The organism is Citrobacter sp. C5_2, assembly GCF_014596845.2.
Lineage (GTDB): Bacteria > Pseudomonadota > Gammaproteobacteria > Enterobacterales > Enterobacteriaceae > Citrobacter > Citrobacter werkmanii.
The window spans coordinates 2,923,670-2,943,797 of record NZ_CP115032.1; the positions used below are offsets into that span (position 1 = coordinate 2,923,670).

16 protein-coding genes and 1 pseudogene are annotated in these 20,128 nt (G+C 51.8%); 4 read left to right on the plus strand and 13 right to left on the minus strand.

The window, feature by feature from the left end; translation table 11 throughout:
* Positions 1–115: 115 nt before the first annotated feature.
* On the plus strand, positions 116–1,459 hold the full coding sequence (gene gdhA / locus ICA20_RS14325; protein ID WP_038640089.1) for an NADP-specific glutamate dehydrogenase: 1,344 nt from the start codon (positions 116–118) through the stop codon (positions 1,457–1,459).
* 89 nt (positions 1,460–1,548) lie between these two features.
* On the opposite strand, the gene topB is transcribed toward gdhA, so the two are convergent.
* The 3 genes from topB to ICA20_RS14340 all read right to left on the minus strand — a co-directional run bounded on the left by topB (position 1,549) and on the right by ICA20_RS14340 (position 5,211).
* A complete protein-coding gene (gene topB / locus ICA20_RS14330; RefSeq protein WP_038640087.1) occupies positions 1,549–3,495 on the minus strand; it encodes a DNA topoisomerase III in 1,947 nt (648 codons plus the stop codon).
* Positions 3,496–3,499: 4 nt separating this feature from the next.
* Positions 3,500–4,543 carry a selenide, water dikinase SelD gene (gene selD / locus ICA20_RS14335; RefSeq protein WP_038640086.1) on the minus strand — a complete coding sequence of 348 codons (1,044 nt, stop codon included), beginning with the start codon at positions 4,541–4,543 and terminating at the stop codon, positions 3,500–3,502.
* 116 nt (positions 4,544–4,659) lie between these two features.
* A complete protein-coding gene (locus ICA20_RS14340) occupies positions 4,660–5,211 on the minus strand; it encodes an NAD(P)H nitroreductase (RefSeq protein WP_038640085.1) in 552 nt (183 codons plus the stop codon).
* A gap of 174 nt (positions 5,212–5,385) precedes the next feature.
* On the opposite strand from ICA20_RS14340, the gene sppA reads away from it, so the two are divergent.
* Complete coding sequence (sppA, locus tag ICA20_RS14345; RefSeq protein ID WP_038640084.1) at positions 5,386–7,242, plus strand: signal peptide peptidase SppA; 1,857 nt, start codon at positions 5,386–5,388, stop codon at positions 7,240–7,242.
* On the opposite strand, the gene ICA20_RS14350 is transcribed toward sppA, so the two are convergent.
* Both ICA20_RS14350 and ICA20_RS14355 read right to left on the minus strand, forming a co-directional pair.
* Positions 7,239–8,330 carry a helix-turn-helix domain-containing protein gene (locus ICA20_RS14350; RefSeq protein WP_038640083.1) on the minus strand — a complete coding sequence of 364 codons (1,092 nt, stop codon included), beginning with the start codon at positions 8,328–8,330 and terminating at the stop codon, positions 7,239–7,241. The genes sppA and ICA20_RS14350 overlap by 4 nt on opposite strands.
* Entirely contained in the window at positions 8,327–9,262 is a 936-nt protein-coding gene (locus tag ICA20_RS14355; protein ID WP_051594515.1) for a DMT family transporter, read from the minus strand. The genes ICA20_RS14350 and ICA20_RS14355 overlap by 4 nt, the downstream gene beginning before the upstream one ends.
* A gap of 200 nt (positions 9,263–9,462) precedes the next feature.
* Between ICA20_RS14355 and ansA the strand changes: the two genes are divergently transcribed.
* Both ansA and pncA read left to right on the plus strand, forming a co-directional pair.
* Positions 9,463–10,479 carry an asparaginase gene (gene ansA / locus ICA20_RS14360; RefSeq protein ID WP_038640081.1) on the plus strand — a complete coding sequence of 339 codons (1,017 nt, stop codon included), beginning with the start codon at positions 9,463–9,465 and terminating at the stop codon, positions 10,477–10,479.
* 8 nt (positions 10,480–10,487) lie between these two features.
* A complete protein-coding gene (gene pncA, locus ICA20_RS14365) occupies positions 10,488–11,132 on the plus strand; it encodes a bifunctional nicotinamidase/pyrazinamidase (RefSeq protein ID WP_129694905.1) in 645 nt (214 codons plus the stop codon).
* Between the two features lie 37 nt (positions 11,133–11,169).
* Here the strand turns inward: pncA and ICA20_RS14370 are convergent, their stop codons facing one another.
* The 8 genes and pseudogenes from ICA20_RS14370 to ICA20_RS14405 form a co-directional block, all read right to left on the minus strand.
* Entirely contained in the window at positions 11,170–12,528 is a 1,359-nt protein-coding gene (locus ICA20_RS14370; protein ID WP_038640079.1) for an MFS transporter, read from the minus strand.
* 140 nt (positions 12,529–12,668) lie between these two features.
* Positions 12,669–13,427 (minus strand): DeoR/GlpR family DNA-binding transcription regulator, encoded by a 759-nt coding sequence (locus tag ICA20_RS14375; protein ID WP_032943120.1) that lies wholly within the window; start codon positions 13,425–13,427, stop codon positions 12,669–12,671.
* 135 nt (positions 13,428–13,562) lie between these two features.
* A complete protein-coding gene (locus ICA20_RS14380) occupies positions 13,563–14,546 on the minus strand; it encodes an aldo/keto reductase (RefSeq protein WP_038640078.1) in 984 nt (327 codons plus the stop codon).
* Between the two features lie 9 nt (positions 14,547–14,555).
* Positions 14,556–15,502: pseudogene (locus tag ICA20_RS14385) on the minus strand (sugar kinase).
* Positions 15,503–15,506: 4 nt separating this feature from the next.
* A complete protein-coding gene (locus tag ICA20_RS14390; RefSeq protein WP_038640077.1) occupies positions 15,507–16,343 on the minus strand; it encodes a ketose-bisphosphate aldolase in 837 nt (278 codons plus the stop codon).
* 19 nt (positions 16,344–16,362) lie between these two features.
* A complete protein-coding gene (locus tag ICA20_RS14395; RefSeq protein ID WP_038640076.1) occupies positions 16,363–17,406 on the minus strand; it encodes an NAD(P)-dependent alcohol dehydrogenase in 1,044 nt (347 codons plus the stop codon).
* 17 nt (positions 17,407–17,423) lie between these two features.
* Positions 17,424–18,803 (minus strand): MFS transporter, encoded by a 1,380-nt coding sequence (locus ICA20_RS14400; RefSeq protein WP_038640074.1) that lies wholly within the window; start codon positions 18,801–18,803, stop codon positions 17,424–17,426.
* Positions 18,804–18,829: 26 nt separating this feature from the next.
* Entirely contained in the window at positions 18,830–19,906 is a 1,077-nt protein-coding gene (locus ICA20_RS14405; protein ID WP_038640072.1) for a zinc-binding dehydrogenase, read from the minus strand.
* Between the last annotated feature and the right edge of the window lie 222 nt (positions 19,907–20,128).

Consider the following 20,128-nt stretch of genomic DNA (forward strand, 5'->3'; position numbering starts at 1 on the left):
GTTAATTTTTTCTTGCGTCCCGTCACGCTGCTGGTGGTATAGTCAAAAACTGCAAAACACTTAACACAAATATCAAAAATATAACCATATCAATACATAAGAGGTTTTTATATCTATGGATCAGACATGTTCTCTGGAGTCGTTTCTTAACCATGTACAAAAGCGCGACCCAAACCAAACCGAGTTCGCGCAAGCCGTTCGTGAAGTGATGACGACGCTGTGGCCCTTCCTTGAGCAAAACCCACGTTATCGCCAGATGTCGCTGCTGGAGCGTCTGGTTGAGCCGGAGCGCGTGATCCAGTTCCGCGTAGTCTGGCTCGACGATCGTAATCAGGTGCAGGTTAACCGTGCGTGGCGCGTGCAGTTTAGCTCCGCCATTGGCCCATACAAAGGCGGTATGCGTTTCCACCCTTCCGTAAACCTGTCGATCCTGAAATTCCTCGGTTTCGAGCAGACCTTTAAAAATGCCCTCACCACGCTGCCGATGGGCGGGGGTAAAGGCGGGAGTGACTTCGACCCGAAAGGTAAAAGCGAAGGTGAAGTGATGCGTTTCTGCCAGGCGCTGATGACCGAGCTGTTCCGCCATTTAGGTCCCGATACCGACGTTCCGGCGGGCGATATCGGCGTGGGTGGTCGTGAAGTCGGCTTTATGGCCGGGATGATGAAAAAACTGTCCAACAACAGCGCCTGCGTCTTTACCGGTAAAGGTCTCTCTTTCGGCGGCAGCCTGATCCGCCCGGAAGCGACCGGCTATGGCCTGGTGTACTTCACCGAAGCGATGCTTAAACGTCATGGCCTCAGCTTTGAAGGCATGCGCGTGGCGGTCTCTGGCTCCGGTAACGTTGCACAATTCGCCATTGAGAAAGCCATGGAATTTGGCGCCCGGGTGGTGACCGCTTCCGACTCCAGCGGCACAGTGGTCGACGAAAGTGGATTTACCAAAGAAAAACTGGCGCGTCTGTGCGCGATCAAAGACAGCCGTGACGGTCGCGTGGCGGATTACGCCCGGGAGTTTGGCCTGACCTATCTCGAAGGCAAGCAGCCGTGGTCGGTTCCGGTCGACATCGCCCTGCCGTGCGCCACCCAGAACGAACTTGATGTCGACGCGGCGCGCGTACTGATCGCCAACGGCGTGAAAGCTGTCGCCGAAGGGGCCAACATGCCGACCACCATCGAAGCCACCGACCTGTTCCTCGAAGCGGGTGTTCTGTTCGCGCCGGGTAAAGCCGCCAACGCTGGTGGCGTAGCGACCTCCGGTCTGGAAATGGCGCAAAACGCCGCACGTCTGGGCTGGAAAGCGGAGAAAGTGGACGCGCGCCTGCACCACATCATGCTGGATATTCACCATGCCTGCGTTGAATACGGCGGCGAAAGCAAACAAACCAACTACGTACGTGGCGCCAATATCGCGGGCTTCGTGAAGGTTGCCGACGCGATGCTGGGCCAGGGTGTGATTTAATATTGTCTCTGTAGAACCGTAGGCCGGATAAGGCGCGGGTGCCGCATCCGGCAAAGCCTGATGGCGCTACGCTTATCAGGCCTACAGACTTACACGCCTGCCTCTTCGGATGGCGGGCTTTTTTTCGCCGGGCGTTTACGCGGCGCGCTCTTTTTCTTATCGCCACCACTGCCACCCGGCGCGACAATTCCCCGGAAGCGCCGTACCGGCGTACTGCGCGCCTGATCGATGAGCTGATACAGCGTTCCCACCAGCGGCTGCATGAAATCCTGATAACGACACTGTTTTTCGCTGATTTGGGTCAGAATAGATTCCCAGTGCGCGGTCATATCCGGACGCGTCGCCATTTCCGGCAGCGAGTGAAACAACGCTTTTCCGGCATCGGTCGAATGGATATAGCGCCCTTTTTTCACCAGGAATCCGCGCTTGAACAGCAACTCGATAATCCCGGCGCGCGTCGCTTCCGTACCTAATCCATCCGTGGCGCGCAGGATCTTTTTCAGATCTTTATCCTGCACAAAGCGCGCAATCCCGGTCATCGCTGACAGCAGCGTGGCATCGGTAAAATGGCGTGGTGGCTGAGTCTGACGTTCAACCACTTCGCCTTTTTCGCACAGCAATTCATCGTCTTTAGCCACCACCGGCAACGGCGTCCCGTCGTTATCTTCATCACGCTCCTTATTGCCAAGCAGCGTGCGCCATCCGGCCTCCGCCAGAAAACGCGCTTTGGCGACAAACTTGCCTTTGGCAATATCCAGCTCAATAACGCACTTACGGAATACCGCATCCGCACAAAACTGCATCAGATACTGACGGGCAATCAGGTTGTAAATTTTCGCTTCGTTGTCATTCAGGTTGATGGACGAACTGCGCGCGGTAGGAATGATGGCGTGGTGGGCATCCACCTTTTTATCGTCCCAGCAGCGGTTTCGCGTATCGGGATCCACCGCGGGTTGCGGAAGCAGATCCGGCGCATGAACGCTAATTGCGTTCATTACCGCATGACGTCCGGCAAAATGTTCTTCCGGCAGATAACGACTATCCGAACGCGGATAGGTAATCAGTTTATGGGTTTCATACAGTTTCTGGCAGATATCCAGAACGTTCTGCGCGCTCAAACCAAAGCGTTTCGCCGCTTCAATCTGCAACGCCGACAGCGAAAACGGCAGCGGCGCGGATTCTGATTCCCGTTTATCGTTATAGCTGGTAACGAGCGCCGGCTGCCCGCTAATACGGTTCACCACGTGTTCGGCCAGCGTACGATTGAGCAAGCGCCCTTCTTCGTCCTGATACGGCTCACATGCTTCGCTGGGCTGCCAGATAGCGGTAAACCGCTCATCGGCGGGCGTCACGATATGCGCTTTCACTTCAAAGAAATCTTTGGCGACGAAGTTTTCAATCTCTTCATCGCGACGCACAACCAGGCCGAGCACCGGCGTCTGTACGCGCCCGACCGAGAGTACCCCTTGATAGCCCGCGTTACGCCCAAGAATGGTGTAAGCACGGGTCATATTGATGCCGTACAGCCAGTCTGCCCGCGCCCGCGCCAGGGCCGACACGCACAGCGGGATGAACTCACTGTTGGCCCGCAGACGCTCAATAGCCCGTTCGACGGCCTGCGGATTGAGGTCGTTAATCAGACAACGTTGCACCTGCTGGCGCTTTTCGGGAGCCAGTTGCAGGTAATCCAGCACTTCATCCACCAGCAGTTGTCCTTCACGATCGGGGTCTCCTGCGTGAATAACTTCGCTGGCTTCATGTAAAAATCGCTTGATAACGTTGAGCTGTTTGGTCACCGAAGGACGTGGCTGCAGTTGCCACTTTTCCGGGACAATCGGCAGATCGACCAGACTCCAGCGCGCATAACGGCTGTCGTAGGCGTCTGGCTGCGCCTGCTCAAGCAGGTGACCAATACACCAGGTCACCACTTGTCCGTTTCCGCATTCAATAAAGCCGTCACCTTTGCGATGCGGCTTTGGCAGCACATCGGCGATAGCGCGCGCCAGACTCGGTTTTTCGGCAATAAACAACCGCATCGAGTTAACGGATCTCAACCATGGCGCGACCGCCACGAGCTTCCACTAACTCACCAATCGCAGTGAGATCGATACCAAACTGCGCCGCTGCCGCTTTCACTTCGGCTTCCGCTTCCGGCGTTACCGCCAGCAACAAACCGCCGGAAGTTTGCGGATCGCAGAGCAGGTCGCGAACCGGCTGCGGCATTTCACCCATCAGGTGTCCGTAGCTGGCAAAGTTACGCTGGGTACCGCCCGGCACCGCGCCCTGCGCGATGTACTCTTCAACGCCAGGAAGCTTAGGAATATCCTGGTAAACAATCTGCGCCTGAATGCCTGCGCCCTGACACATCTCGCTCAGATGTCCCAGCAGACCAAAACCGGTAACGTCGGTCATGGCTTTCACGCCCTCGATATCGGCAAATGCCGCACCGGCAATATTCATCCGGCACATCACTTCCGTCGCCAGCCCTTTGTGCTCCGGCTTCAGCAGCGATTTTTTCTCTGCGGTAGTCAGGACGCCAATGCCCAAAGGTTTGGTCAGGAACAGCTTGCATCCCGCCTCGGCGGTGCTGTTTTTCTTCACGCGTTCAGTGGGCACAACGCCGGTAACCGCAAGACCGAAGATAGGCTCCGGGGCATCGATAGAGTGACCGCCCGCCAGCGCGATACCCGCCTGACGGCAGGCAAAGCGTCCGCCTTCGGTCACTTCACGGGCGATTTCCGGCGCCAGCTTATCCAGCGGCCAGCCCAGAATAGCAATTGCCATAATCGGTTTGCCGCCCATAGCAAAAATATCGCTGATGGCGTTGGTGGCGGCAATACGGCCAAAATCAAACGGATTATCGACAATCGGCATAAAGAAATCGGTGGTGCTGATAACGCTGGTGCCATTACCCAAATCGTAGACAGCGGCGTCATCGCGGGTTTCATTACCCACGAGTAAGTTTGGATCAACGAACTTCGCCTGCTCGCTGTGCAGGATGGTTTCCAGCACTTTAGGGGAAATTTTACAACCGCAACCGGCTCCGTGGCTGTATTGCGTTAAACGAATAGCTTGCTCGCTCATGGACATCTCCTGTCATTGCAATTCGGATATGGTAGCGCTCATTCCATGATGTGGTAAGAGTGACTGTCTGAATTCAGGTGTCTTTGCTCATAATCCAGACAGTTTTGCCGTTGATATCAGAAATAACGAACAAAAGCGCTCGGATCGGCCAGGCTAATGGTCGTGGACGCTTTTAGCTGCGGCGTACCCAGATAGAGAAAACCGACGATCTTATCCTGCGGACGACAATCAAACGCTTCGCGAACTTCCGCGCTTTCCGTTAATGCGCCGCTACGCCAGATACCGCCAAAGCCCTGAGCAACAGCGGCCATCTGCATGGCCATTACCGCGCAACCGGCAGACATTTCCTGTTCCCACAGCGGAACCTTGTCGTTTTCTTCACATTTCGCGACGACGGTAATGATCAGCGGGGCGCGAAACGGCGCCGTCCGCGCTTTTTCCTGAGCTTTCTCGTCGCTGCCTGCGGCAATAGCGCCTTTTTCAAGCACGGCGCTAAAGCGCTCGCGCCCTTCGCCCTCAATAACAAAGAACTGCCACGGTTGCAGCGTTTTGTGGTCTGGCGCGCGCATTCCCGCCCGCAGAATGTTTTGCAGTTGCTCTCCCGCCGGTGCCGGTTCGACAAGACGAGAAGCGCTACGACGGGTGATGAGTAATTCGAGTGCATCCATTTGTTTAACTCCAACAATGAGATTTATTCACAAAATTAACACGTGAGCGGATTTTGTTACAGCACAGGCGGTGATTCCTGCTGACAAGTGCCCGTTGGGTCATTACGATAGCCACATCTTAACGCCTTTTTCGGGATAACCGGGTGGCGTGTTGTTAATCGGTAGGGAGAATACATGCGAACCCTGTGGCGATTTATTGCCGGATTTTTTAAATGGACATGGCGATTACTCAATTTCGTCCGTGAATTTGTGCTTAACCTGTTCTTTATCTTCTTGGTGCTGGTTGGCGTGGGGATCTGGATGCAAGTCAGTAGCAGCAACACCAGTGAACATGCTGAACGTGGCGCGCTGCTGTTGGATATCTCGGGCGTGATTGTCGACAAGCCTTCAAGCACCAGTCGCTTGAGCGCCATTGGTCGTCAACTGTTTGGCGCCAGTTCTGACCGACTGCAGGAAAACTCCCTGTTTGATATCGTGAATACCATTCGCCAGGCGAAAGATGACCGCAACATCACCGGCATCGTGATGGATTTGAAAAACTTTGCCGGGGCCGATCAGCCGTCCATGCAGTACATCGGTAAAGCGCTGCGGGAATTCCGCGACAGCGGTAAACCGGTCTTTGCCGTGGGCGATAACTTCAGCCAGGGGCAATATTACCTCGCCAGTTTTGCCACCAAAATTTACCTTTCTCCGCAGGGTTCCGTTGATCTGCACGGTTTTGCCACTAACGGTCTGTACTACAAGTCCCTGCTGGATAAACTGAAAGTCTCAACGCACGTGTTCCGCGTCGGTACCTATAAGTCTGCGGTAGAACCCTTCATCCGCGATGATATGTCCCCTGCCGCGCGCGAGGCCGATAGCCGCTGGATCGGCGAGCTGTGGCAGAACTATCTCGATACGGTAGCCGCAAACCGTCAGATCCCAGCCCAGCAGGTGTTCCCCGGCGCGCAAGCGATGCTGGACGGTTTGACAAAAGTCGAGGGTGATACCGCAAAATACGCGCTCGACAACAAACTGGTGGATGCACTCGCCTCCAGCGCTGAAGTCGAAAAAATGCTGACCAAACAGTTCGGCTGGAGCAAAGCGGATAAAAACTTCCGCGCCGTCAGCTACTACGATTATTCGCTGAAAACCCCGGCGGATACCGGAGAGAGCATTGGCGTCATCTTCGCGAATGGCGCGATTATGGACGGTGAAGAAACCCCAGGGAATGTGGGCGGCGACACCACTGCCGCACAAATCCGCGAAGCGCGTCTTGATCCGAAGGTGAAAGCCATTGTTCTGCGAGTGAACAGTCCTGGCGGCAGCGTCAGCGCCTCCGAAGTGATCCGCGCTGAACTGGCTGCGGCCAAAGCAGCGGGCAAACCGGTCGTCGTGTCGATGGGCGGTATGGCGGCATCAGGCGGTTACTGGATCTCCACGCCAGCCAGTTACATTGTGGCTAACCCCAGCACACTGACCGGTTCAATCGGGATCTTTGGCGTGATCAACACCGTGGAAAACAGTCTGGATTCCATTGGCGTACATACCGACGGCGTAGCCACCTCCCCGCTGGCGGACATTTCCATCACTAAAGCGTTACCGCCTGAAGTACAGCAAATGATGCAACTGAGCATCGAGAACGGCTATAAGCGCTTTATCACGCTGGTCGCGAATGCACGTAAGACAACGCCAGAGCAGATTGACAAAATCGCTCAGGGCCACGTCTGGACCGGCCAGGATGCGAAAGCCAACGGTCTGGTCGACAGTCTGGGGGATTTTGACGACGCCGTCGCGAAAGCGGCTGAACTGGCCAAACTGAAACAATGGCACATTGAGTATTACCAGGACGAACCCACATTCGTGGATATGGTCATGGACAGTATGTCAGGTTCGGTTCGCGCCATGCTGCCCGCTGCCATTCAGGCAATGCTTCCGGCTCCGCTGGCTTCTGCGGCAAGTACGGTAAAAGCTGAAAGCGATAAGCTGGCCGCGTTTAACGATCCGCAAAACCGCTATGCGTTTTGCCTGACCTGCGCCAACGTTCGTTAACCGTCAAATGCTGCCCCGGATGGGGCAGCATTGATTCGGGTATTCCGACAATCCCCAGGCGTACAGCCAAATTCCCGACTAAACATGCGAATAAAGTGCGCGCAGTCGCTAAACCCCAGACGCAGCGCAATCTCCGTTACGCTCTCTCCAGAATTTATCAGCAGCCAATGGGCATAACGCAATCGGGCGCTACGGATAAACTCCCCCGGCGACTGAGAAAACTCAGCATTAAACAACCGGGTCAACTGCCGTGGACTCAGATTGACTTCTGCGGCAAGCCATTGGGTGGAGATAGGTTTAACCAACCCTTTCTCAATCAAAAATACGGCCTTACGTAAGCGGCTATCGCTCACATGCGTAAAGCCTATCGCTCTGGAAACCGCCACGGAAGTGCCGTCTATTCGGTTAGGCACTGACATCTGGAAAATGGCTTTTGTCGCTCTGTCGGGGCCACAGTGTCGGCGAATAAGCTCCGTCGCCAGTCCGATCGTTGAGATACCGCCCGGGCAAGTCAGTATCCCCTTTTCTTCATGGAAATCGACGCCGGTTCGGGCGGTCAACAGAGGAAATTGCGTCTTAAAATCGTTCAGATGCCAGGGATGAACCGCCGCAGTTAATCCCTGTAGAAAACCCTCCTGCGCCAGAACAAAGCTGCCCGTACAAACACCGACCAGCGGGATATTCCGCTGATGGGCAAGATGCAGATAACGCCGCGCGGCAGGGTCCGCTTTTGCCATACTGCGCAATAGCCCACCGATCACCACGATATAATCGAACTGTTCCGGGGTAACGAATGCGCTATCCGGCATCATCGCCATGCCCGAACTGCTTAAAACAGGCTGTTCTGGCGTAGCGCTCATCAGACGCCAGGAACAGCGGATCTTCTGGCTGTCATCCCCCATATCCGCCGCGTGACGCAGCGCATCCGTCAACCCCGCCAGTGCCAGTAAAGGAAATTCAGGCCATAGTACAATCCCGACATTTAATTGCGGCCTGAGGGGCATCGCTGTCTGGTTCGCATCAATGGCGGTGATAATATCGCGATCCGCTTTTCCACCTGGGGGCAACGCAATGTTGTTTTTCTTCACTTCAGGCTCCGGTTTAAACCCGGGCGATGGCGCAAAATTGCCCGGGACGGTAATGACACACAAAGCAATCCTATCAGTATCAACAGCGCCCCTACGATAAACGCAGGCTGTAGCGATTCTCCCAGAAACATCACGCCGGCGATAATCCCCATCGCAGGCGTCATCAGAACCAGCGTTCCCAGCGAAGCAACATGATAATTACGCAGCAGAGTGAACCAGATTAGATAGCTTGAAAATGCGACGACCAGCGTCTGGAAAGTCAGACTAGCCATCAATGTCGAGGTCATATGTATCGTCGTTTCACCCAGCATCAAACCAATAAGCAATAACACAATACCGGTGATAGCGAGTTGATAAAACAACGTACACGATGAAGGAATGGTAGCAAGACGACTGCAGCGAATCACAACGCTGGACGTTCCCCAGGCAATGCCCGCAAACAGCCCGCACAAATCGCCTGCCAGACTCCACTGCGTATTCCCGTCATGCGCAACCCACATCACGGCGACGGCAATCCCGAAAAAGGCGATGCCCAACCCGCACCACTGCAGGCGGCTCAGGCGTTCCTCAGGCAAAATAATATGTAACCCGACAGCGGAAAACAACGGCGCGGTGTACAGATAAAGCGCCATATGAGAGGCAGTCGTCAGCGTTATTCCGACAGAAACCAACACGAACTCAAGCGCAAAAAGCAGCCCAACGATAGTACCCATTCTGGCAATACTGCGCTCACGCAGGCGGCCAAATATATTATCCCGGCGGTGAAAAAGCAGTCCAATCAGCAGCGCGGCGATTGCAGAACGCAACCCCACCTGAAGAAACGGCGACATATCATCAGCCGCGGATTTAATCGCAACCTGTTGACTGCCCCAGACACCGCAAATCACCACCATCAGCAAAATAGCGGCATTATCAATTCTCTTTCTGATCATTTCTCGATCCGTAAAAGTACGCGTAAAAGAAGGTCGATACTGTAGGACTGAGGGGGGAGAACCACACTGTATAATCGGGACAACGCACTGAACGTAAATGACATATTGATCAGACAACCGGTATGCGTCATTTGCGCTGTCTTTTTTCAGGAGGGACTTTATACTGCGCCTGTTTATGCACAACTTAATCTGTGACGCCCATGCAAAAGAAATCGATTTACGTTGCCTATACCGGCGGTACCATTGGTATGCAGCGCTCAGAACAGGGTTATATCCCCGTTTCTGGTCATCTTCAGCGCCAGCTGGCATTGATGCCAGAATTCCACCGCCCTGAGATGCCAGACTTCACCATCCATGAATACGATCCGCTGATGGATTCTTCCGATATGACGCCGGAAGACTGGCAGCATATTGCGGAAGACATTAAATCGCACTATGACGATTACGATGGTTTTGTCATTCTCCACGGTACCGACACCATGGCGTTTACCGCTTCGGCACTCTCTTTCATGCTGGAGAATCTCGGCAAGCCGGTGATTGTGACAGGGTCACAAATACCACTGGCAGAATTACGCTCCGACGGACAAATTAATTTGCTGAATGCGCTCTACGTTGCAGCGAATTATCCGATTAACGAAGTGACCCTGTTCTTCAATAATCGACTGTTTCGCGGCAACCGTACCACCAAAGCGCATGCCGATGGTTTTGACGCTTTTGCCTCACCCAATCTTTCCCCTCTACTGGAAGCGGGTATCCATATCCGTCGACTGGGAACACCACCTGCGCCACACGGTACGGGCGAACTGATTGTTCACCCTATCACGCCACAACCGATTGGCGTGGTGACTATTTATCCTGGGATTTCTGCGGATGTGGTACGCAACTTCTTGCGCCAGCCGGTTAAAGCGTTAATTTTACGCTCTTACGGCGTGGGCAATGCGCCGCAAAATAAAGAGTTTCTGCAAGAGCTTGAAGATGCCAGCTCACGCGGCATCGTGGTGGTTAACCTTACGCAGTGTATGTCCGGCAAGGTGAACATGGGGGGTTACGCGACGGGGAACGCGCTGGCGCATGCTGGCGTTATCGGCGGCGCGGATATGACGGTCGAAGCAACGCTGACCAAACTGCACTATTTGCTGAGTCAGGGGCTGGACACGCAGAGCATTCGTCAAGCTATGTCGCAAAACCTGCGTGGCGAGCTCACGCCAGACGAATAAAGGAGTTAATGCCCATGACCCGAGCCTTACTGTTGGTCGATTTACAGAATGACTTTTGTGCCGGCGGCGCCCTCGCCGTCCCGCAAGGCGACAGCACCATCGATATTGCTAACCGCCTGATCGACTGGTGCGCCCCGCGCGGCGACACCGTCGTCGCCAGTCTCGACTGGCATCCGGCTAATCATGGTAGTTTTGCCAGCCAGCACCAGGTTGAACCATACAGTCAGGGGCAACTGGACGGCCTGGCGCAGACGTTCTGGCCCGACCATTGCGTGCAAAACAGCGAAGGGGCAGCCTTGCATCCTTTGCTGAACCAGCGCGCGATAGCGCAAACCTTCACTAAGGGCGAAAACCCGCTGGTCGACAGTTATAGTGCGTTTTTTGATAATGGTCGTCGTCAGGCAACCGCACTGAACGCATGGCTGCTCGAACATCGCGTTGCCGAGCTCATCATCATGGGGCTGGCGACCGATTATTGCGTAAAATTTACCGTTCTGGATGCGCTCGATCTGGGTTACGCCGTCAGCGTCATTACCGACGGTTGTCGTGGCGTCAATATTCACCCCCAGGACAGTGCAAACGCCTTTATGGAAATGGCGGCGGCGGGTGCGACGTTGTATACGCTGGATGACTGGCTGGAAACCCAACCGTAAGCGACGCCGACAGGATCGCTCCTGTCGGCACGTTATTTCAGGCCAGGGTTGAAATCTCTTCCAGAGAAACTTTGCGTGTTTCGATGCCAAAGCACAACAGAATCAGTGCGCAGAGCACCAGCATAACGCCCAGCACGATAAAGACAGTGGTCGAGCCGTAGCGTGTCAACAGAATAGCGACGCCATAAGGCGTAAATACCGCGACAATCCTGCCCACCGCATTCACGAAACCCGAACCACGCAATCTCAGATGTGTCGGCCATAACTCCGGGACATATACCGCAGAGGCAAAGCAAACATACATATACAGAAAAAAAATCATCACCAACCCGTAGCTCAAAATGGCCCACTCTTCGGTTTGAATCGAATAGAAATATCCGAGCAGCGCGATAATAACGAGTAAGAGTGAACCAAACAGCCTCCGTGGAAAACGATCGATAATCATCGCGGCAATAAATATTCCAACGGGCGCGCCAATCATAATTATCGCGGTCATAAAGATAGACTTCGTCACATCGATTCCCGAATTAACAAAAATCGTTGGGATCCATACCGTGATGGTATAGAGCGAAATATTCATCGCGATAAGCACAGTGATCGCCACCAGCGTACAGCGCAACATCGGCCCCTTGAACAGTAGCCAAAATGAACCACTTTCCACGCCAGAGTGCACCACCAGGCAATGGCTCTGACAGGAGGGTAAGGTGATATTTTTCTCTGTCTCAATCTGCGACTCCACCAGTACCAGGTGTTTTTCAGCTTCACTTCTCTGTCCCTTACCAGCCAGCCAACGGGGAGATTCGATAAAGTACTTTCCGGACAGATACCAGGCCAACAGCATTGTCGCGCCACCGAGCAGAAACATCACCCGCCAGCTTAACCAGGCAATAACCACGACGCCAACAGCTGCGGACAGCATCGGCGACCAGTTACCAACAAATGACAGGCGGGCAGACCACTTTCCACGTACTGCAGGCGGAATAAATTCGGTAAATGAAGCATAGCCCACCATAATCAGCGCCCCCATCCCGATCCCCATCAGGCAACGGAAAAAAATAAGCCAGTACATGTTGGGCACAAACGTTGCCGCGCAAGCAGAGACCCCAACAATCAGCAAATTAATGCGGAATGCCTTGCGTCGACCGAGATAATCACCAATAAAGCCCCCGGTTAGCGAACCGACAAAATAGCCAAACATCAGCGCCGAGGTAAATGCTGCGTTGAGATAATTGTTAGACCAACCGGTACTGACTAATTTTGCCAATACCACATTCCCGGAATAACTGAGGAAACCGGTGACTAATAAACTAAAACTTATAATGCCAAAAATACGAAAATGAAATCGCGATAAGGGTAAACGATCTAATCTTGCACCGATAGGGTCACATTGTTCCATCTGGATGCCTCAAATTCAACTAAATAGAAAGTATGGCGATCGCGGCAGTAGTAATTTTGCCGCGCCATCCATCATCATTAGATTTTTATGGCATTATCCAGGTGCAAACTAAAATAATATCGACACGAGTAACGTTAAAGTTAATAAACGAGTTGAATATTATTCTCTTTACAAAACGCAATCCACTCTGCACCCGGTGCCTTATTGGTTATAAGGTAGTTAATATGGCTAAAGTCCACGAGCTGGACGAAAGCTTTACGATCAAACTTTGAGTGATCAACCAACAGGGCCACCTCAGTCGCCTGGCGGATCATGGTTTTTTTGATTTCCGCTTCTGCTTCGTTAGAGTCAAGCGCCCCACTTTGCATATCCAGGCCTTTGCAGCTCATCACCATAATATCAACATGATAGCGACTGATGATCTCCTTGGTGATCCTTCCCTGCAACGACAACGTATTCTTATTCAGCTCGCCGCCAGTAGAAACGACGTTAATTTCTGACTGCGCCAGTTCATGAAATGCTTCAGCCGAGTTGGTTAGCAGCGTCAGATCGTTTCTTTCCTTTAACAGCTTTAATAATTCCATCGCCGTACTGCTGGAGTCAGCGGCCATTGTGGTCTTATTTTTAATAAACGGTAATGCATTACGAGCAATGATCTGCTTCTCTTCAAAAAAAGACTTTGCACGTTTATAAAAATGAATATTGTCAGACAACGCGGTGGTATTAAGTACCGCACCACCATATGTTCGGGTCAAAAAACCTTCATCTTCCAACTTCTCGAGATCGCGGCGAATTGTTTCCTCAGTTACCTGAAAGATGGAACTTAAATTAGATACCGCCACTTTCTTATCATTAGCCACCATTTGCTTAATGGCCTGAATCCTGTCTTTTGCCGCCACGATGACACCTCTGTTTCCTGCAAAGTAATAATAAGACCCTAGTATCTCACAGGCTATGTTTATTTTCAAAAGAACATGTCTGAATCACAGATTTAGTACTCTTTTACACAGAAACAGAGGTCATTGCCAGCTGGGTTATTTTATATCCAACGCTTCTGCCATTTGTCTCATCAATAACGAATCGCCATCAGTCAGGGCAACGGTCAGCGCCTCGACGTTTTCGCGAACCTGTTCAGGCGCGGTCGCTCCGCTCAGTAAGGTGATTAAATCGCTTTGCTTCAAAATCCACGCCAACGCCAGCGCGGGGATCGTGCAACTGTATTTTTCACACAATGGCCGCCATTGCTCGAGCATATCAATCACCCGCAGCATATTTTCCCGTTGGAACCAGACTTTGTTGGCCCGTGCGCCGCCAGGAATATAATCCCGCGCGATTGTTCCAGTCAGTAAACCCTGTTCGAGCGGTGAATAAACCTGCACGACGATGCCATGCTGCTGACATAACGGCAACAATTCAGCTTCCAGTCCGCGATCAAGGATGCTGTACTTAGCCTGGATGATATCCAGCTCACCGTGTTTGAGATACTCCCTGATATGCCCTGCATCCACGTTGGCGGCACCGATAGATCGAATCTTGCCTTCTTTCTTAAGTGCGTTCAGCGTGTCTACGGTTTCCGCAATCGGTGTAAAACAGGGTTCGACCGATTGCCAGTGGGTCATATAGATATCAATGCTTTCTATACCCAACCTTTGCAAACTGGCATTGACCTCTTCACGAATCGACTCGGGCGTGAGGTTTTTATACAACTGGCGATCGCCCACTTTGTTAAAAAGGCTGCCTGTCCGCTCCCAGACGATGCCGCATTTAGTTTCAACCACGATATCTTTACGCGGTAACTTTTTCAGCGCCTGCCCAACAATGATTTCACTATTACCAAAGTTGTAGCCTGGAGCGGTATCAATCAGATTAATACCGCAGCGATGCGCCTCGACAATGGTATCGATACAAACCTGTAGATCGAGATCGCCGTTCCATGCCGGACCGCCGCCAATGGCCCATGTCCCTAATCCCATGCGGGAAAGCATAATATCCGTACTGCCTAAAGGAATCTTTTTCATCTGCCGTTATTACCCTTCATATTCATCAAGAAGTTGTTCAACCAGCTTTCTGTTTTTTACGCCCGTTGTGGCGCCCACGCTCAGTACCGATATTGCTGCCGTTGCGTTAGCAAACAGTGCGCACTCGCGCAGCGACTTGCCTTCAAGTAACGCGGAGATAAATCCCGAGGCAAAATTATCTCCCGCGCCGATGGTGTCGATAGCGGTAATTCCTGAAACCGCCGGGACCTCCATTTTCATATCGGTACGCTTGATAAAGCAGCCTCTTTTACCGGTCTTAATCACTACCGTTTTACGCCACAGCTCAGGAAACTGTCGGCAATTTCATCCAGCGTCTCTTTGCCGGTAAGCTGTTTTGCTTCCTCAAAATTAGGAAACAGATAGTCTACGTAGCTCAAAGCCTGGCGAATATCGTTCAGCGTTTCATTAAGTCGTGGTTTAATCATATCGGCACAAATAATTAACCGATGTGCTTTCGCCTGAGTGAAAATCGTCGTTAATGCTTCGCCGTCGAGTAGCGGGCTGTTAAAAATACTCGCCAGAGACAGCAGCTTTACCTGAGAGAAGCGGTCAAAATCAACATCGTTTATATTCAGCTTCCACAGGCTGCCATTGCGGTTGGTGACGAAGGTGCGTTCGCCATCAGCCGTAACCAAACCCACGTTAATAGAAGTATCAATATCCGCATCCTGTTTCAGACTTTGAATATCAATGTTCTCCCGACGACAGTGGTCGAGAATAAAATGACCTGCCGCATCATCCCCTACCCGACTAATTAACGCAGTACGATGCCCAAGGCGAGAAATAATAGTCGCTTCATTAATCGCGTCGCCCCCGGTGGTCATGGTAATACGTTCTAACGGATAAGAATCTACATCAAAGATATTTTTACTCACTGGCTGTAAGGGGATATCAACAATTGCAGCCCCTATACAAATAACCTCGATATTATCCATATTGTCATTCCGCTTTACCGTCAGAGCCAAACAGTTTGATTTTTTCCAACGCTCGCTCTTTTACTGCTTTACGAACTTCACGTTCAACATGCAGGAATGGCTGGTTCTGGTTCTCCTGCACCGCCACCATTGCCGCCTGACACAGTTCGGTATGAATATTGATTTTAGAGATGCCTAATGAGATGGCTTTTTTAATATCCGCATCGCTAATGCCGGATGCCCCGTGCAGCACCAGCGGAACAGAAACCGCTCGGCGAACTCGCTCAACCACCTCGAAATTAAGTTTCGGCTCGGAGGTATATACGCCATGCTGGTTGCCAATCGCCACCGCCAGAGAGTCGCAGCCGGTACGCTCGACAAATTCCGCCGCCTGGCTCGGGTCGGTATAGTGATAACCCGCCAGCGCCTCTTCGTAGACCGTCTCATTGCCCACATGGCCCAGCTCCGCTTCGACCGGAATGCCTAACGGATGAAAGAAGTCCACAGCCTCTTTGGTCAGACGAATATTCTCTTCAAAATCAAAGGCGGAGGCATCGCGCATCAGAGAGTTCATGCCATGGACCCAGGCGTTGTGAATAATCTCCATGCTACGTCCGTGATCCCAATGAGTAATAACCGGTACCGAGGCCTTTTTCGCCATCGAAACCATCATGTGCGAAAAATCCTCAAACGAGGTATTCCCCACAAATCCGGTGCCGAAAGAGATAATTACCGGCGATTTAGCCTCTTCTGCCGCATCAATGACCCCCATTAACATTTCCGCATTCCACACGTTAAAGTGAGCAATCGCATAATGTTTATTCTGAGCATCGTTTTCCCAATATTTAATATCTGCCAGCATGGTGTTTCTCCCTATTTAATTAATGGTTAATTTTAATAACGCCTTTAATAATCTCGCGTTTGTTATTGACGGATTCGTCAAACGCGCGCTGAACATCTGCATAATCATAAATATGCGTCACCATCGACTTCACATCGAAACGCCCGGAGGAGATGGCTTCAATGGTGACCGGGTAGCGATTGGCATAGCGGAAAACAGTTTGTATTGAGACTTCACGATTAATTTTGAGGAAGTTAATCGCTGAATCGCCAGGCACCGTGCCCACGATCATGATTTTCCCACCGCGCATTACCAGATATGGCGCCTGCTTAACCGTGATGGCCGAACCGGCCGTTTCGAAAACAATGTCTGCCCCCATATCGCCGGAAAACTGTTGGCAGCAGACAACGGTGTCCTCCTTCGCACCGTTAATCACGACCGTCGCGCCAAGCTGCCCGGCCATCGCCAGACGTTTATCCAGGACATCAACAACAGCGATGTCGGTAGCCCCCAAACATTTACAGGCTTGCAGGGTCATTAAACCAATACAGCCAGCCCCCAGAATGACGATTTTCTTGCCCGGCTTCACGTCCGCCAGCATTGCGGCATGCATCCCTACCGCCGCAGGCTCTACCAGAGCGCCTTCCATGGTGTCCATATTGTCCGGCAGCTTGTAAGTAAAGCTTTCCGGGTGGCACAGATAGTACGTTAGCGCACCGCGATAATTTGGCTGTGTGGCCATAAAATCGACGTCAGGACAGATGTTGTATTTCCCTTCCAGACAGTAGCGGCAGTGGCCACACGGCACGCCGGGTTCAATGTTGACCCGGTCGCCCGGTTTAAATTTACTAACGCGACTTCCCACTGCCACCACCGTACCGGCGCATTCATGCCCAAGACCTATTTCCTGATTGGGGTCTTTCGGCGGAATAAAGGGGCCCGATTCAAAACCGTGAACATCTGAACCGCAAATACCAACATATTCAACTTTAATTAGCACTTCATGCTCTTTAGGTACCGGAATATCGGCGGCAATGATTTTCATCGTGCCCGGCGTTTTTAATATCGCTTTTGAATTTTTCATTTTATTTCCCGTCAATATTATTTGCTGGTAACGGCATCGATACCGAGACTCTCGACAGAGACGCCTTTTGTTTCAATTCCAATGGTGGCAATAGCAACAGCGACAATAATTGAGACTGCGCCCAGCAGTACAAATACGCCCGTCACGCCATAACTATTAAGTAATACAGCGACCGCATAAGGCGCGGCGATACCGCTGATACGCCCTATCGCGTTAGCAAGCCCAGACCCGCGCAGCTTCGCTTCAGTCGGCCATATCTCTGGAACATATACCGCGGAGGCATAGCAAACGTACATATACACAAAGGTAATCAGGAAGAAACCAATTAATGTGATTAGCAACATGCTGGTTTGCAGCGAATAGATATAACCCAGCACGGCAATTAACACTAATAACCCCACCCCCATCGTTTTCCTCGGAATTTTATCCATTACCAGCATGGCGATGAAAATCCCAAACGGCGCACCGAACATACTCATGGTATTTAAGACTATGGAGTCTTTCAGATTAATCCCATGAGTCATAAATATTGTCGGTAACCAGTTAATTAAGGTGTACTGCACAACGTTCATGGCAATCAGAACAAAGGAGCCCAGAATCACCCGCTTTAATAAAACTCCCGTTAATAAGGCGGAGTACGGCACTGAACGCGGTTGTTTGTCATCATCTTCTGTCACGACCGGCGGTAGTGGCTTACCTGTCTGTCGAATGACACCGTCTTCAATGGCCCGCATCACCTGTTCAGCTTCCTGATAGCGTCCGCGAGACTCCAGCCAACGGGGCGACTCCGGGAAACTGCGCCATGCAATAACGGTTGCAATGAGCGACAGCACAGCCGGAATCAACAACTGTACGCGCCAGTTCCATTCCGCGCTGATCAGTGGCGTTAACCCCATCGCAATCAGTGAACAGAGCGGATAAGACCAGTTGCCGATAAACGAGACCCGACTGGACCATGTGCCACGATTCCGTCCTGGCATATATTCGGTAAACCCGGCAAAAAGGGTTACCAGCAACGCGCCTAAACCCGCCCCCATGACAAAACGACAGGCGATCAGAAAGGTCATATTGGGTGAAAACGCGCCAATTACCATGGATATAATATGAATCGCTTCATACAGGATAAACGCGTTTTTACGCCCGGTTTTATCACCGATAATTCCGCCACCCAGTGCACCAAGAAACATACCCGCTGTAGTAATGGCGGAAAACGTGGCGGTGGTAGAATTATCGGTCCAACCGAGTTCTTTTAGCTGCGCGAGAATTAATCCGCCAACGGCATTACTCCAGCAAACCAGTAATCCGAAGGCTACCATAGCGAACATCGACGTATGCCAGCGGCAGTCAGGCAGCCTGTCCAGCCTGGCGCCGCAGTGCGGTTTTGCAATCTGTTCCATGCGATAACGTCCCTTTAATAAACATGTTATTCATCAAAGTCGTAAGTCATGATGACTTTAATCGCGGTTTTATCGACCATGGCGTCAAAACCTTCGCGCCATTGCGATAACCCGATACGGTGAGTGATCATTGGTTTGACTTTAATCGCACCGCTCGCAAGCAGACGAATGGCGTTACGCCAGGAAGTGGAGTCGTAAGCCATATGACCAATAATGCTTTTGTTCCACGCGGTAATATCATTAATGGAGAAGTCGAGTGGTTTGAAACCCATCCCTACGCGGACAACTTCACCGTTGGGACGCAGCATTTCAATAGCTTGTTTCAGGGCAATATTGGCACCGGAACATTCGATAACTAATCCCAGATTGTCTTTGCCGCAGATTTCCTGACAACGGGCGACCACATCTTCGTTCGAACCGTTGACGACCGCCGTCGCCCCCAACTCTTTGGCGATAGGAAAGCGCACCGCGACATCCTCTTCCAGCCCGACCATGACGATATTAACGGCCCCCATAATGCGTGCCATTTGCACGGAAAAGAGACCTAGCGGGCCAGTACCGAAAACCACCACGTCCTGACCTGGGAGAAATTTGGACTGTTGGGCGATAGATTTGTAGGCATTACAGATGGGGTCCAGGACTGCCGCCTCTTCATAATCAACACCAGGCGGGATTTCCCACAGCGCATGGCGGTGAATTTTGAGGATTTCCCCAGGAACCAGACAATATTTCGAAAACCCACCGCCCCAGGTATTGTTGTCCAGGCCTAAATTCACCTTTTCTGTACAACAAAGAAAATCACCTTGTTCGCAGGCAGGACAGACACCGCAAACGTGCCCGCTGTTGTCAGAAACCACGCGCTGACCCACTTTCCAGTCCGTAACCTTGTCGCCGACCTGGACAATTCGACCGGCAAATTCGTGACCACGAATCGAATTAAACTGGTCGGAACCACTGTCAACGTTATAGTGCTTCATATCTGCGCCACAGATAGCAGCTGCCCTGATTTCAATCACAACGTCATCCGGACCACATACCGGCTCCGGAACATCAATCATCTTGTAGCCACCAAAGGCCTTGCCAAATCTTGCCAGTGCTTTCATTGAATTTTCCTTTGTGTTTAGTTTTGCATCAGTGGTCATCATACTTATCCATGTAATTTTTGAGGTCAACACAAAATCTTTAAAACACAGATCAAGATCTGCATTTCACAACTCAGATCACAAATAAGTGCAAAGATGTACTGAAACCTACAGAAACGTGGAGGCCGCTTCGCCTGTACGCCGTGAACCCCTTCGCATTTTTTCTGTTATGAAACGGTTAAT

Bases quoted from the DNA above. Each gene is read 5' to 3' on its own strand.
- gdhA (WP_038640089.1), top strand. From the start codon at position 116: ATGGATCAGACATGTTCTCTGGAGTCGTTTCTTAACCATGTACAAAAG.
- topB (WP_038640087.1), bottom strand. From the start codon at position 3,495: ATGCGGTTGTTTATTGCCGAAAAACCGAGTCTGGCGCGCGCTATCGCC.
- selD (WP_038640086.1), bottom strand. From the start codon at position 4,543: ATGAGCGAGCAAGCTATTCGTTTAACGCAATACAGCCACGGAGCCGGT.
- ICA20_RS14340 (WP_038640085.1), bottom strand. From the start codon at position 5,211: ATGGATGCACTCGAATTACTCATCACCCGTCGTAGCGCTTCTCGTCTT.
- sppA (WP_038640084.1), top strand. From the start codon at position 5,386: ATGCGAACCCTGTGGCGATTTATTGCCGGATTTTTTAAATGGACATGG.
- ICA20_RS14355 (WP_051594515.1), bottom strand. From the start codon at position 9,262: ATGATCAGAAAGAGAATTGATAATGCCGCTATTTTGCTGATGGTGGTG.
- ansA (WP_038640081.1), top strand. From the start codon at position 9,463: ATGCAAAAGAAATCGATTTACGTTGCCTATACCGGCGGTACCATTGGT.
- pncA (WP_129694905.1), top strand. From the start codon at position 10,488: ATGCCCATGACCCGAGCCTTACTGTTGGTCGATTTACAGAATGACTTT.
- ICA20_RS14370 (WP_038640079.1), bottom strand. From the start codon at position 12,528: ATGGAACAATGTGACCCTATCGGTGCAAGATTAGATCGTTTACCCTTA.
- ICA20_RS14380 (WP_038640078.1), bottom strand. From the start codon at position 14,546: ATGAAAAAGATTCCTTTAGGCAGTACGGATATTATGCTTTCCCGCATG.
- ICA20_RS14390 (WP_038640077.1), bottom strand. From the start codon at position 16,343: ATGCTGGCAGATATTAAATATTGGGAAAACGATGCTCAGAATAAACAT.
- ICA20_RS14395 (WP_038640076.1), bottom strand. From the start codon at position 17,406: ATGAAAAATTCAAAAGCGATATTAAAAACGCCGGGCACGATGAAAATC.
- ICA20_RS14400 (WP_038640074.1), bottom strand. From the start codon at position 18,803: ATGGAACAGATTGCAAAACCGCACTGCGGCGCCAGGCTGGACAGGCTG.
- ICA20_RS14405 (WP_038640072.1), bottom strand. From the start codon at position 19,906: ATGAAAGCACTGGCAAGATTTGGCAAGGCCTTTGGTGGCTACAAGATG.